This window comes from Mesorhizobium sp. B4-1-4 (genome assembly GCF_006439395.2).
In the GTDB taxonomy this organism is placed as follows: domain Bacteria; phylum Pseudomonadota; class Alphaproteobacteria; order Rhizobiales; family Rhizobiaceae; genus Mesorhizobium.
Genome location: NZ_CP083950.1, coordinates 3,957,800 through 3,971,919, shown reverse-complemented (window position 1 = coordinate 3,971,919; position 14,120 = coordinate 3,957,800). Strand labels below are relative to the sequence as shown.

Here is a 14,120-nt window from a genome sequence, read left to right as displayed (position 1 = left end):
GCCAATTGATGGTTCTTCGGAGGACAGCCTAGGCTTGTTTATTCAACGAAACCAAGGGGTTGGATGGTGGGCGTGACAAGGATTGAACTTGTGACCCCTGCAATGTCAATGCAGTGCTCTCCCGCTGAGCTACACGCCCATCCGACGACGCGCATACACCATTTTTGATCCGGCGCGTCAATAGCAGGAAAAAGGAAAGACGGCGTCGTCTCGCCGCACCGGCAAACAAGTGCCGATTGCCTCAGCGGAAGGCGGCTCAGGCCGCCTGCAGCATCTTCTCGACCTCGTTGACGAGATCGCGCAGGTGGAAGGGCTTCGACAGCACCTTGGCGTCTTTCGGCGCCTTGGAATCCGGGTTCAGCGCGACGGCGGCGAAACCGGTGATGAACATGACCTTGAGGTCGGGATCGATCTCCGTGGCGCGGCGTGCCAGTTCGATACCGTCCATCTCCGGCATGACGATGTCGGTCAAGAGCAGCGAGAACGGTTCCTCGCGCAGACGCTCATAGGCGCTGGCGCCGTTGTCGAAATCGCTGACCTGATAACCGGCGCGTTCCAGCGCCTTGACGAGGAAACGACGCATATCGTCGTCGTCTTCCGCCAGAAGAATGCGTGCCATGATATCCCGTCCGAATCACCCGCCCGAGACTGCCGTGGGGCAGGCCCGTTAACCATCCTCTATATGAGGAGGCGAGGGTAAACATCAAGTGAACGCGCAGAGGGATGACCCCATATTTGCCGGGCGGCGCGACCGCTGAAATGCTGGACACGCGGCCTGCAAGGTGGCAGTTTCGTGTCATGATGCACTGGTGTTTTCGGGTACATTCAAATTGAAGACGGCAGCCGAGGATTTTTCGGTCTTTCCACCCTTCGAAATCCGGTCGGGCGCCGAGCAGCGCGTCCCTTTCCTCTTCAACTCACCGCATAGCGGCCGCTACTACCCGGAACGCTTCCTTGCCATGGCAAAGCTCGATCGCAACGCCATCCGCCGTTCGGAGGATTGCTATGTCGACGAGCTGTTCGGCGGCGCCGTGGCGCTGGGCGCGCCGATGCTGGCGGCGAATTTCCCGCGCGCCTATCTCGACGTCAATCGCGAGCCATGGGAACTCGACCCGCGCATGTTCGCCGAGCCGGTGCCGTCCTTCTGCAACATCCGGTCGGCGCGGGTCGCGGGCGGACTTGGCACCGTGCCGAAGCTGGTCGGCGAGGGCCTCGATATCTATTCGGGCCGCCTGCCGCTGGCCGAAGCCGTTGCCCGCGTCGAGGCCGTCTACAAGCCTTATCACGAAACGCTGAAGCGGCTTTTGACCAGGACCCATGCCCGCTTCGGGTTTGCCGTGCTGATAGACTGTCATTCGATGCCGGCGAGCATCCGTGTCGGCGAGAGCGGCGTGCGGCCCGACTTCATCATCGGCGACCGTTTCGGCATCTCGGCCACCGCCGCCCTGACCGAAACCGCGATCGGCCTGCTGACCGCCATGGGCTATACCGTCGCCCACAACAAGCCTTATGCCGGCGGCTTCATCACGGAACATTATGGCCGCCCGGCGCGTCACCTGCATGCGCTGCAGATCGAGATCAATCGCGGGCTCTACATGAATGAGCGGACATTCGAGAAGGTCGCCGGCTTTGACGCGCTGGCCGACGATCTGACGCGATTTTCATCGGATCTGATGGCGATGCCCGACCATCACTTCATCGACCTGCCGCTGGCCGCGGAATGAGACTTGCAGCCGGATCGCGGCTTAAAAAAAGACCGCATCGTTTTCACGATACGGTCGAAGTCTAGGGAGGAAACGCCCAAGGAGGGCATGGACAGGAAAACCTGTCCATCATCAAGGGTATTGTGCGGTGCACAAATGTCAAGCGACCTTCAGGCTTTTTTAATTCAGAGTGATGTGGAAATTGCGTTTCGATGATGTCTATGTGACATTTGGGCAACGGTGAACGCAGAAATAATCGATAAACACCCTTGTTTTGGCGGAAAAAGTCGCGGCAGAGCCGGGTTAGGGCATGCCGCAAGGCGGGAGAATCAGTTGGACATCAGCATCGATTTCATGCGCCGTATCGCGCAAGCAGCAGCGGCCGAGACTTTGCCGAGGTTCCGCAGCCAGGGGGCGGTCGCCAACAAGGAAAAGGGCAGTTTCGATCCGGTCACGGAAGCCGACCGCGAGGCCGAGCGCGCCATCCGGGCGCTGATCTCGGCGCAGTATCCCGAGCACGGCATTCTTGGCGAGGAGCACGGCAGCGAGAACACCGCCAGCAGGCATGTCTGGGTGATCGATCCGATCGACGGGACACGGGCCTTCATCTCCGGCCTGCCGGTATGGGGGACGTTGGTCGGGCTGACGGTCGACGGCGACGCCGTGGCCGGCATGATGTCGCAGCCCTTCACCGGCGAACTGTTCTACGCCAATGCCGCCGGCTCGCACTATGAGGGGCCGGGCGGGCCGCGCAAGCTTTCGACCCGCAAGACGACCAGCCTGGCGGATGCGACGCTGTTCACCACCACACCGGCGCTGTTCACGGGCGACGCGCGCACGCGCTATGACGCATTCGAGAAGCAGGTGCAACTTGCCCGCTACGGCACCGATTGCTATGCCTTCGCCATGGTCGCCTCGGGAAGCGTCGACATCGTTGCCGATCCCGGATTGAAGCCCTACGACATCGTGGCGCTGATCCCGATCATAGAGAAGGCGGGTGGCGTCGTCACCACTTTCGACGGCGGGCCGGCGGAAAAGGGCGGCGATGTGCTGGCGGCGGCGACGCCGGAGCTTCACGCCGCCGCCATGGCCGCCTTGCGCGGCTGATTGGCTTCCTTGTTGGTGCCGCCGGATGATCCGAGGCGTATCGTTCAGTCCTCGCGGAGGCTGGCTGCGGTGCCGCTCAGGCCGTTGGGTCGTCCGAACCGGGAATGAAGGCGTCGAAGGCGGCGAGGAATTGTTCGCGGTATAAGTCGACTTCCTGCAGGATTTCGTGCTTGGCGCCGTCGATCATCAGCAGCGAACCGAGCCTCAGACTTCTGGCGTATGCCTCCACGGCCTTGGTCGAGACGACCTGGTCGGCGCCGGCGGCGATGATCAGCAAGGGCACCTGGATGCGGGCCATGAAGTCGGGGTCGCTGATGGCTTCCGATGCCTTCGCAGCTGCTTGCAGCCAGCGGATCGTCGGGCCGCCAAGCGCCAGTTGCGGGAACGCCTCGTAGATCCCTGTGTTGCGGCGATAGCGCTCTGGATCGGACGTCACCTTGTTGGTTTCGAAGGGCGCCGTTACCTTGGGTCGCGGACCCCAGGCGGCATAGAGCCGGCCAAGACCCAGCAAACAAAAGAACGAACAGACGCGGCGGACGGTCGATATCGAGACCGGCAGATCCGGCAGTGTCAGGAACGGCGCGATCAGCACCATGCGGCGCACGCGGTTCACCATGGACGGCGCCGCAAGCAGCGTGATCACGGCGCCCGCGGAATGGGCGAGGATGTAATACGGCCCGCGGCAATCGGGTAGCACGATCTCCTCGAAGAACTGCTCCAGATCGGCCGTATAGTTGCGGAAGGATTTGACATAGCCGCGCTGGCGATCACGGATCAGCCGGTCGGAACCGCCTTGGCCGCGCCAATCGAAGGTGGCGACGCCAAAGCCTCGCGCCGCAAGGTCGCGGATGGTCTCGAAATATTTCTCAATGCATTCGTTGCGGCCGGACAGCAGCACCACGGTGCCCCGCATCGGACGCGCCACCACCGCGAACAGGCCGTAGCGTATCTTCTTGCGATCGCGCGTGGTGAAGAAGCCACCGGTGGCGTTTTCCGGCCGCGGATTGTCCGGCGTTGCGTGAAAGAGGGGGGTGTCCTCGAAAATGTCCGTCATGCGGCGCTTTGTGCTCGGCGTCTTCGCGCCAGCCTGTCACGGCTGGCCTCGTCAAGGTGATAGACGCCAATACATCAAAAGCAAAGCAAATCCAGGTTACGCAGGACCCCAATGGGGAAGGCCGGAAGCCGCTCAGAGCGTGCTTCCGGCCCCTGTCGATCCGGGAGGAAGGGACGTTGACACCCGGTTCGGCTTCGTTGCGGTATCTGCCATTCAAATCGGCGCCGCCAGTCCGCGATCTTGAAATCACCTTAGCGGCGACTGTGTGAACGCGCGCCGAAGCGCCGGTTCATCTGCCGTTCATCAAGCGCAAAGGGCCCGCTTTTTTCCAACGGGCAAAAATCTTGAAATGCCTTGGGACGCTTCCCAAATGTCTGGAGCGGTCGCCAAGATTGGGGCCGCTGGTCCATCCGGGACGCCAAACCAAGGGTTCTGTACCGGCCATACGCAAACCATGTTGCTCAACAGGAGAACACATCATGCGTCACGTTGACTTTTCCCCGCTTTACCGTTCGACCGTCGGCTTCGACCGTCTCTTCACGATGCTCGATTCGCTTGCGCAGCCCGATGGCGCGCAGACTTATCCGCCCTACAACATCGAGCGCACTGGCGACGATTCCTACCGGATTTCGATGGCCGTTGCCGGATTCTCCGATGAGGAAATCTCGATCGAGGCTCATCGCAACGTGCTGACCGTGAAGGGCGAGCGCAAGGACGAGGGTACCGGTGAAGAATCCGAACTGCTTTATCGCGGCATTGCCTCCAGGGCCTTCGAGCGCCGCTTCCAGCTTGCCGACCATGTCGACGTCGTCGGCGCCACGCTGAAGAACGGCCTGCTCTTCGTGGACCTGAAGCGCAATATTCCGGAGGAGTTGAAGCCGCGCAAGATCGCGATCACTTCGGCTCCGGCCAACGCCAAGCAGATCGAGGCCAAGACTGCCGCCTAACATCGGTGGTAACGCAATTCCGGACGGAAAACCGCTTCACACTTTTCCTGGAATTGCTCCGAAGTCTCCTCCCGAGACGGAGCGGCGCCGAAAGGCGCCGCTTTTTTATTCCGGGAGATTGATTTATCCGGCGATCAACTGGCCGAAGCGATCGACTTCCTCTGAAGTCGTGGCAAAGCTGGTCACGAAGCGATAGAGCAGCTCGTCCTCGCCGATATGGCCGTCGAAGCCGTGCGGCTTATGCCAGTCGTAGAACGCCGCGCCCGCCGCCTGCAATTTGTCGGCCTCCGCCTTCTTGATCACGGCGAACACTTCGTTGGCCTGCGGCAGCCAGGCCAGCTTCGCCGTCTGCGAATCCTCGATCGCCGCGGCCAGGCGCGCGGCCATGGCGTTGGCATGACGCGCTGTGTCGAGCCACAGTCCGTCCTTGAAATAGGCTTCGAACTGCGCCGCGACGAAGCGCGATTTCGAAAATAGCTGGGCGGCACGCTTGCGCAGAAAGGACAGTTCCTTGGCGCGGTCGAGATCGAACAGCACGACCGCCTCGGCGCACCAGCAACCGTTCTTGGTGCCGCCGAAGGACAGGATGTCGACGCCGCGCTTCCAGGTCATCTCGGCCGGTGTCGTATCGAGCGCGGCCAGCGCATTGGCAAAGCGGGCGCCGTCCATATGCAGCGGCACGGAATGCTGCCTGGCGATGGATGAAATCGCGGCGATATCGTTCAGGCCATAAACAGTGCCGACCTCCGTCGACTGGGTGATCGAAACAGCCATCGGCCGGCCCCAATGGACCACCTCGCCGGCGAAACGGCCGATCGCCCTTTCCAGATTGTGCGGGTCCATCCTACCCAGGGAGCCATCGACGGCATGCAGCCGCGAACCGCCCGAAAAATATTCCGGCGCGCCGCACTCGTCTTCGATGACATGCGATTCGCGGTGGGCGAAAGAAATGCCGCCGGGCTTGTTGAAGGTGGTCAGCGACAACGAATTGGCGGCCGTGCCGGTTGCCACGAAGAACACGGCGACCTCGCGTTCGAAAATCTCGCTGAAACGCTGGTAGACCGCCTGGTCGAGCGCGCCGTCGCCATAGGCGGCGGCAAAGCCGCCGGAAGCGGACGACAGGCCGGCAGCGATATCGGGATGGGCGCCTGCCCAATTGTCGGAAGCGAAGAACATGCATCTGCCTGTGTTGGGGAAATCAGCGTCGAGTTGACCGGTTTCGGGAGCCGACCGCAAGGGGCCAGAGGTTGGAAAACCATTAAACCCAGCCAGGCCGACTGGCGGGCATTGGCGACTGAAGCTTACGTTTCCTGCAGGCTCTGCGTAATTTTATGTCGCGGAAGCTCCAAGTTTTTTGTGAATCGGTCTTGTGTGCGTCGGGGAATTCTGCCATAAAAATTTAGGACAGTAGTGCTGTCTTATTTTGTCGCACAAAACTGGCTGGATTGGCGTAACATATTGGCCTCTCCGGCTGTTGCCGCGAGCGACAGGTGGACGGCCGGACGCTGGCCTGTACGAATGCGAACCATGCGGCATGCCGTCTGGTTCGGCAATGATTTCGCAAGACGTGCCGCAAGGATCAGGGTGAGCCAAGCGCTTGCCGAGGCAAACCAGCGCCTGCAGGGCTGAAATGGAGACAGGACGATGACGGATATGACGCTCTCTGCGACGAACGGCCAGGCCGCGCAGACGAAAGCGGCTGCCGTCAAAAATACGCCTCGAACCGACATTGGCCGAACCACCGATGGTCTTGCCGCCCAGGGTCTTTACGATCCGCGCAACGAGCATGACGCCTGTGGCGTCGGATTCATCGTCAATATGAAGGGCGTGAAGTCGCACCAGATCGTCGAGGACGGGCTTGCCGTGCTCGAGAACCTGACGCATCGCGGCGCCGTCGGCGCCGATCCTCTGGTCGGCGACGGCGCCGGCGTGCTGGTGCAACTGCCTGACCAGTTCTTCCGCGAGGAGATGGCGGCCCAAGGCATCGAACTGCCGCCGGCCGGTCAGTACGGCGTCGGACACTGGTTCATGCCGCGGGACCCGGCCCTTCGCGCCCATATCGAGGACATCATCGCGGAATCGGCGCAGTCGGAAGGGCTGCCGCTCATCGGCTTCCGCGATGTGCCCGTCGACAACTCGTCGCTGTCGAAGGCGCCTGACATCGCGGCGTCCGAGCCATTCCATAGGCAAGTCTTCATCGGCCGTACATCGGACATTCCCGACGACGAGGAATACGAGGCCCGGCTTTACCTGCTGCGCAAGGTCATTTCGGGCCGCATCTACGCCGAGAACGACAACAAGGATATCGGCGCCTATTGCGTGTCGCTGTCGGCACGCACCATCGTCTACAAGGGCATGTTCCTGGCCTACCAGGTCGGCGCCTATTACAAGGATCTGACCGATCCGCGTTTCGAAACGGCGCTGATCCTCGTCCACCAGCGTTTTTCGACCAACACCTTCCCGTCTTGGAAGCTGGCGCATCCCTACCGCATGGTCGCGCACAATGGCGAGATCAACACGGTGCGCGGCAACAACAACTGGATGGCGGCCAGACAGGCATCGGTCGATTCCGAACTGTTCGGCAACAACATCTCGAAGCTCTGGCCGATCTCCTATGAAGGCCAGTCGGACACCGCGTGTTTCGACAATGCGCTCGAGTTCCTGTTCCAGGGCGGCTACAGCCTCAGCCACGCCATGATGATGCTGATCCCGGAAGCCTGGGCAGGCAACAAGCTCATGGACGCCGACCGCAAGGCTTTCTACGAGTACCATGCCGCGTTGATGGAGCCGTGGGACGGGCCGGCGGCGGTGGCCTTCACCGATGGCCGCCAGATCGGCGCCACGCTCGACCGCAACGGATTGCGCCCCGCACGCTACATCGTCACCGACGATGACCGCGTCATCATGGCCTCGGAAGCCGGCGTGCTGCCGGTGCCGGAGGAGAAGATCGTCCAGAAGTGGCGGCTGCAGCCCGGCCGCATGCTTTTGATCGACCTTGCCAAGGGCCGCATCGTCCCCGACGAGGAGATCAAGTCCGAGATCGCGACCAAGCACCCCTACAAGACCTGGCTCGCCAACACGCAGCTCATCCTGGAAGATTTGAAGCCGGTCGAGCCGCGCGCGCTGCGCAAGGATGTCAGCCTGCTCGATCGCCAGCAGGCGTTCGGTTACACCCAGGAAGACACCAAGCTGCTGATGTCGCCGATGGCCACCACCGGCCAGGAAGCGGTGGGATCGATGGGCACGGACACGCCGATCTCGGCGATGTCGGACAAGTCGAAGCTGCTCTACACCTATTTCAAGCAGAACTTCGCCCAGGTGACCAATCCGCCGATCGACCCGATCCGCGAGGAACTGGTGATGAGCCTGGTGTCCTTCATCGGGCCGCGGCCGAACATCTTCGACCTGGTGGGTAATTCGCGCCGCAAGCGGCTCGAAGTGCGCCAGCCGATCCTGACCAATGGCGATCTGGAAAAGATCCGTTCCATCGGCCACACCGAGGACCGTTTCGATACCAAGACGATCGACATCACCTACGGGTCGAGCGAAGGCGCGGCCGGCATGCAGGGCGCCATCGACCGCCTGTGCGAACGGGCGGAAGCGGCTGTCGCCGGCGGCTACAACATCATCATCCTGTCCGACCGCCAGGTCGGGCCGGACCGCATCGCCATTCCGGCATTGCTGGCGACGGCCGCGGTGCACCACCACCTGATCCGCAAGGGGCTGCGCACCGCGGTCGGTCTCGTCGTGGAATCCGGCGAGCCGCGCGAAGTGCATCATTTCTGCTGCCTGGCCGGCTATGGCGCCGAGGCGATCAATCCCTATCTCGCCTTTGACACGCTGCTCGACATGCATAAGCGCGGCGAGCTGCCGGAAGAAGTCGACGAATACGAGGTCGTGTCGCGCTACATCAAGTCGATCGGCAAGGGCATCCTCAAGGTGATGTCCAAGATGGGCATTTCGACCTACCAGTCCTATTGCGGCGCGCAGATATTCGACGCCATCGGGCTGAAGTCGGACTTCGTGCGGCAGTATTTCACCGGTACGGCGACCCTGATCGAAGGCGTCGGGCTGGACGAGATTTCGGCCGAGACGCTCAGCCGTCACACCGATGGTTTCGGCAACGATCCGGTGCTGCGCAACAGCCTGGAGGTCGGCGGCGAATATATGTTCCGCATGCGCGGCGAGGCGCATATGTGGTCGCCCGACGCGGTGGCCACCCTGCAGCATGCCGTGCGCCAGGGTTCATGGGAGACGTTCAAGGACTATTCGGCGCAGATCGACAGCGAGACGGCGCGCGCGCAGACCATCCGTGGCCTGTTCAAGATCAAGCTGGCCGACGAGACGGGGCGCAAGAAGCCCGCGCTCGACGACGTCATGCCGGCGGCCGAGATCGTCAAGCGCTTCTCCACCGGAGCGATGTCGTTCGGCTCGATTTCCAGGGAAGCGCACACCACGCTGGCGCGCGCCATGAACCAGATCGGCGGCAAGTCGAACACCGGCGAGGGCGGCGAAGAGGCGGATCGCTACTTGCCGCTGCCCGGCGGCGGCAAGAACCCGGAGCGCTCGGCGATCAAGCAGGTCGCTTCCGGCCGGTTCGGCGTGACCGCGGAGTATCTGGTCAACTCGGATGTGATGCAGATTAAGGTCGCACAGGGCGCCAAGCCCGGCGAGGGCGGGCAATTGCCCGGCCACAAGGTCGACGCGACCATCGCCAAGGTCCGGCATTCGACGCCGGGCGTCGGCCTGATCTCGCCGCCGCCGCACCACGACATTTATTCGATCGAGGATCTGGCGCAGCTGATCTACGATCTGAAGAACGTCAACCCGGCGGCCGACGTGTCGGTCAAGCTGGTGTCGGAGGTCGGCGTCGGCACGGTCGCGGCGGGCGTCGCCAAGGCGCGTGCCGATCACATCACCATCTCCGGCTATGATGGCGGCACGGGAGCGTCGCCGCTGACCTCGCTCAAGCATGCCGGCAGCCCGTGGGAAATGGGCCTCGCCGAGACGCACCAGACGCTGGTGCTGAACGGTCTGCGTTCGCGCGTGGCACTGCAGGTCGATGGTGGCCTGCGCACCGGGCGCGACGTTATCATCGGCGCGCTGCTCGGCGCCGACGAGTTCGGCTTCTCGACCGCGCCATTGATCGCGGCGGGCTGCATCATGATGCGCAAGTGCCATCTCAACACCTGCCCGGTCGGCGTGGCGACGCAGGACCCGGTGCTGCGCAAGCGCTTCAAGGGCACGCCCGAGCATGTCATCAACTTCTTCTTCTATGTGGCGGAAGAGGTGAGGGGGCTGCTCGCCGAAATGGGCTACACCCATCTCGACCAGATCATCGGCGACAGCGACCTTCTGGAAAAGCGCGACGTGATCCAGCATTGGAAGGCGCGCGGGCTCGACTTCTCGAAGATGTTCTACAAGCCCGATGCGCCGCATGAGGCGGTGCACTGGACCGAACGGCAGAAGCACCCGATCGATGACGTGCTCGACCGCAAGCTGATCGAACTCGCCAAGCCGGCGCTGGAGGCCAAGCAGCCGGTCAAGATCGAAGTGGATATCCGCAATGTCGACCGTTCGACCGGCGCCATGCTGTCGGGTGAAGTCGCCAAGCGTTTCAAGCACAAGGGCCTGCGCGAGGATACGATCCAGGTGAGGCTGACCGGCACCGCCGGCCAGTCGTTCGGCGCCTTCCTGGCGCGCGGCGTGTCGTTCGATCTCGTCGGCGCCGGCAACGACTACGTCGGCAAGGGCCTGTCGGGCGGACGCATCGTCATCCGCCCGCCCGAAGAGGCCAAGATCGTCGCGGCCGACTCCATCATCGTCGGCAATACGGTGCTCTATGGCGCGACCGAGGGCGAGGCCTATTTCGCCGGCGTCGCCGGCGAGCGTTTCGCGGTGCGCAATTCGGGTGTCGCGGCGGTTGTCGAAGGCGTCGGCGACCATGGCTGCGAATACATGACCGGCGGTGTCGTCGTCGTCATCGGCAAGACCGGCCGCAACTTCGCCGCCGGCATGTCGGGCGGCGTTGCCTATGTGCTTGACGAGGCCGGCGATTTCGCCGAACGCTGCAACATGGCGATGGTCGAACTGGAGCCGGTCCCGGAAGAAGACGACCTGATGGAGAAGCTGCTGCATCATGGCGGCGACCTCGATCACAAGGGGCGCGTCGACGTCTCCGGCGACATGACCAGCCATGACGAGGAGCGGCTCTATCAACTGATCTCGAACCACGTCCACTTTACGGGCTCGGTGCGCGGCCGTGAAATCCTCGACGACTGGGCGACGTTCCGGCCGAAATTCCGCAAGATCATGCCGGTCGAATACCGCCGCGCGCTGATCGAGATGGAACGCATGCGCATGGGCGTCGCGGCGGAATAGACTTTTGCAATTGCCGGGGAGCTCAGGCTTCCCGGCCACCTTCATCGACAGTTTGACCTCGGGCGCAAGGTTGCCATGGCTGCCTCAAGAGGTTAACGGGTGCGGCGAAAACCGCACCATCTGGACAGCAGGAACTGGACTATGGGCAAGGTAACAGGCTTTCTCGAAATCGACCGGCAGGTGCACAAGTACCAGCCTGCCTCCGATCGCATCCGGCATTTCCGTGAATTCACGCTGCCGATGTCGGACAAGGAGGTCGAGAAACAGGCCGCGCGCTGCATGGATTGCGGCATTCCGTACTGTCACGGACCGACCGGCTGCCCGATCCACAACCAGATCCCCGATTGGAACGATCTCGTCTATAACAGGGATTGGGACAACGCGATCCGCAACCTGCATTCGACGAACAATTTCCCCGAGTTCACCGGCCGCATCTGCCCTGCGCCCTGCGAGGAAGCCTGCACGCTGAACCTCGAGGACATTCCGGTCGCCATCAAGACGGTGGAACAGGCGATCGCCGACAAGGCCTATGAGACCGGCCATATCAGGCCCTATCCGCCGGAAAAAAAGACCGGCAAGCGGGTCGCCATCATCGGCTCCGGCCCCGCCGGCATGGCGGCCGCCCAGCAGTTGGGCCGGGCCGGCCACGACGTGCATGTCTATGAGCGCGAGAGCCGGCCGGGCGGGCTGATGCGCTATGGCATTCCCGACTTCAAGATCGAGAAGCACTATATCGACCGGCGCGTCGAACAGATGCAGGGCGAGGGCGTGACCTTCCATTGCGGTGTCAATGTCGGTGTCGACAAGCCCGTCGCCGAACTGCTGGCCGAGCATGACGCCGTGCTCTATTGCGGCGGATCGGAAACGCCGCGCGCGGCCAATATTCCGGGCGACGATCTCGGCGGCGTGCACGACGCCATGCCCTATCTGGTGCAGCAGAACCGTCGCGTCGGCGGCGAGCCGATCCAGTCGGTTGCGTGGCCGTCGCATCCGATCATCGCCAGCGGCCAGCATGTCGTTGTCGTCGGTGGCGGCGATACCGCCTCCGACTGCGTCGGCACCGCTTTTCGTCAGGGCGCGGTGCGCGTCACCCAGCTCGACATCCGCCCGCAGCCGCCTGAGAAGGAAGACAAGCTCGCGGTCTGGCCCTACTGGGCGACCAAGATGCGCACCTCGTCCTCGCAGGCGGAGGGCGCCGAGCGCGAGTTCCAGGTGGCGACGCTCGAATTCATCGGCGAGGAAGGCCAACTCACGGGCGTCAAGTGCTGCGAGGTCGACGAGAAGCGCAAGCCGATCCCCGGCACCGAATTCGTCATCCGCGCCGATCTCGCCTTCATCGCCATCGGCTTTGCCGGCCCGGCGGCGGCCGGCGTCGCGAAGGAGTTGGAGGGTGAGATGAAGATCGTCACCGACAGCCGCCGCTCCAGGAATGTCGAAGCCAATGACCGCGACTACAGGACCAGTGTCGACCGGCTCTATGCGGCGGGCGACGTGCGCCGTGGCCAGTCGCTGGTCGTCTGGGCGATCCGCGAAGGCCGTCAGGCGGCGCGCTCGATCGACGAAGCGCTGATGGGGTCGAGCGTCCTGCCTCGCTGAGGCGTCTGCTTCGAATGGAAAAGGCGCCGATCCGGTGCCTTTTTTCGTCCACAAAACCCAAACTGCCTAACGATTGATCGCTGTCGTCGTATCGGTGGCGGTCGCCGTGGCCGCCGGATTTGTCCGTGGCGGCCAGGAGAAATCATCGGCGCGCCCGGGCGAAGCCTCCGGCGCCTTGCCCTCGATCATCAGTCTTTCACCGGGGAGAGCCGGATCGGCTTTCGGCTGAGGAGCCGCGCCGAGCAGTTCGGTGCCGCCGTCGAACGCCGGGTCGCTGAGCAGCATCGGTGGCGTGCGGTCTATCACGATCGGCGCGGCCGCTGGGCCCGGTGCCTCGACGGGCGCGCCCGCCGGTGCGGCGGCCGGGGCGACGCCGCCGGGCGCGGCCAGGCCCAGGATCTTCATCAGCGGTTTTTCAGTATAGAAGGCGAGCTTGCGTTTGCCGGCCCTCGACACGTTGATGCCGTCATCGGCACGCAGCCGCACGGGCTGGCCGTTCATGTCAGGACCGCTGGTGACGAAGGCACCGTTCTCGTCGACGAACCCGTCCCAGACGTCGACGAATTCGCCGCCATGACTTTCGGCCGCCTTGCGGTAAATGTCGTTGAAGGCCAGCATGTCCGACGTCATCTTCGGCAGCCGGAAAGCCGGCATGCCGACCCACAGGAAGGGCACCTTGGAAGTGGCGATGGCCGTGCCGAATGAATCGGTGCGGCGCTCGTATTCCTTGGTCCAGTTCTCCGACCGAGGCTGCTCGCGCACGTCCCCCACCTTCATCTGCTGGCGGTCGTTGGAGCCGAGCATGACGACAATGGCGGAAGGTTTTTCGGTCTCGATCAGCGATTTGATCTGTTCAGGCCAGTTGTAGAAATCATCGCGCACGAAGCCGGATGAACCATTGCTGCGCGTCACGATGTTGACGCCGGGATTGTCGGCGAAAGCGGTGTCCAGACCCTCGGCAAGCCCTGCCGCCATGAAGTCGCCGACCACCAGCACGGTGCGGGCGTCCGGTGCTTTTTCGACCACAGGGGTTTCAGGCTCCGTGGGCGGGCGAGGCGCGCGCGGTTTCTTGGCTTTGGGCTTTGGCCTTGCCTTCTCGATGTCCAGTGGTGGCTCGACCCGTTCGCTGCGGCGCGGGAACAGCAGGTCGCGCAACGACCAGCCACGATCCTGCTGCTCTTGCGCCATGGCCGGCGCGTGGAAGGCGCCGGCGGCGCCGATCGTCAGCAGGACGATCGCCAGAATCAGGATCGGCGTGCGACGAACAAGGATCGCGATACGCGCAGCCGAAACCAATCACTCCTCCATCCCCTTGCGCCTGATCCCGCAAAC

General features: G+C 63.1%; 9 protein-coding genes and 1 tRNA gene. 5 read left to right on the top strand and 5 right to left on the bottom strand.

Features of this window, described 5'->3' with window-relative positions; translation table 11 throughout:
* Positions 1-64 precede the first annotated feature (64 nt).
* Positions 65-139: transfer RNA gene (locus FJW03_RS18995), tRNA-Val, on the bottom strand.
* 117 nt (positions 140-256) lie between these two features.
* Positions 257-619 carry a cell cycle two-component system response regulator CpdR gene (gene cpdR, locus FJW03_RS18990; RefSeq protein WP_006199474.1) on the bottom strand — a complete coding sequence of 121 codons (363 nt, stop codon included), beginning with the start codon at positions 617-619 and terminating at the stop codon, positions 257-259.
* 163 nt (positions 620-782) lie between these two features.
* Here cpdR and FJW03_RS18985 point away from each other — a divergent pair, with 163 nt between their 5' ends.
* Complete coding sequence (locus FJW03_RS18985; protein WP_140766530.1) at positions 783-1,724, top strand: N-formylglutamate amidohydrolase; 942 nt, start codon at positions 783-785, stop codon at positions 1,722-1,724.
* 312 nt (positions 1,725-2,036) lie between these two features.
* Positions 2,037-2,810 (top strand): histidinol-phosphatase, encoded by a 774-nt coding sequence (hisN, locus tag FJW03_RS18980; RefSeq protein ID WP_140766531.1) that lies wholly within the window; start codon positions 2,037-2,039, stop codon positions 2,808-2,810.
* Positions 2,811-2,886: 76 nt separating this feature from the next.
* On the opposite strand, the gene FJW03_RS18975 is transcribed toward hisN, so the two are convergent.
* A complete protein-coding gene (locus FJW03_RS18975) occupies positions 2,887-3,864 on the bottom strand; it encodes an alpha/beta fold hydrolase (protein ID WP_140766532.1) in 978 nt (325 codons plus the stop codon).
* Between the two features lie 479 nt (positions 3,865-4,343).
* Between FJW03_RS18975 and FJW03_RS18970 the strand changes: the two genes are divergently transcribed.
* On the top strand, positions 4,344-4,811 hold the full coding sequence (locus tag FJW03_RS18970; RefSeq protein WP_140766533.1) for an Hsp20 family protein: 468 nt from the start codon (positions 4,344-4,346) through the stop codon (positions 4,809-4,811).
* A gap of 123 nt (positions 4,812-4,934) precedes the next feature.
* On the opposite strand, the gene FJW03_RS18965 is transcribed toward FJW03_RS18970, so the two are convergent.
* Positions 4,935-5,987, bottom strand: a complete 1,053-nt coding sequence (locus FJW03_RS18965; protein ID WP_140766534.1) for a threonine aldolase family protein — start codon at positions 5,985-5,987, stop codon at positions 4,935-4,937.
* A 468-nt stretch (positions 5,988-6,455) separates the two neighbouring features.
* On the opposite strand from FJW03_RS18965, the gene gltB reads away from it, so the two are divergent.
* On the top strand, positions 6,456-11,192 hold the full coding sequence (gene gltB, locus FJW03_RS18960) for a glutamate synthase large subunit (RefSeq protein ID WP_140766535.1): 4,737 nt from the start codon (positions 6,456-6,458) through the stop codon (positions 11,190-11,192).
* 141 nt (positions 11,193-11,333) lie between these two features.
* Entirely contained in the window at positions 11,334-12,788 is a 1,455-nt protein-coding gene (locus tag FJW03_RS18955) for a glutamate synthase subunit beta (protein ID WP_140766536.1), read from the top strand.
* A gap of 66 nt (positions 12,789-12,854) precedes the next feature.
* Here FJW03_RS18955 and FJW03_RS18950 read toward each other — a convergent pair whose 3' ends face one another.
* Positions 12,855-14,084, bottom strand: coding sequence for a DUF459 domain-containing protein (locus tag FJW03_RS18950; RefSeq protein WP_140766537.1), 1,230 nt, complete (start codon positions 14,082-14,084; stop codon positions 12,855-12,857).
* Positions 14,085-14,120: the final 36 nt, after the last annotated feature.

Coding starts and splice junctions, on each gene's coding strand:
- cpdR (WP_006199474.1), bottom strand. CDS start 619: ATGGCACGCATTCTTCTGGCGGAAGACGACGACGATATGCGTCGTTTC.
- FJW03_RS18955 (WP_140766536.1), top strand. CDS start 11,334: ATGGGCAAGGTAACAGGCTTTCTCGAAATCGACCGGCAGGTGCACAAG.
- FJW03_RS18970 (WP_140766533.1), top strand. CDS start 4,344: ATGCGTCACGTTGACTTTTCCCCGCTTTACCGTTCGACCGTCGGCTTC.
- FJW03_RS18965 (WP_140766534.1), bottom strand. CDS start 5,987: ATGTTCTTCGCTTCCGACAATTGGGCAGGCGCCCATCCCGATATCGCT.
- gltB (WP_140766535.1), top strand. CDS start 6,456: ATGACGGATATGACGCTCTCTGCGACGAACGGCCAGGCCGCGCAGACG.
- FJW03_RS18975 (WP_140766532.1), bottom strand. CDS start 3,864: ATGACGGACATTTTCGAGGACACCCCCCTCTTTCACGCAACGCCGGAC.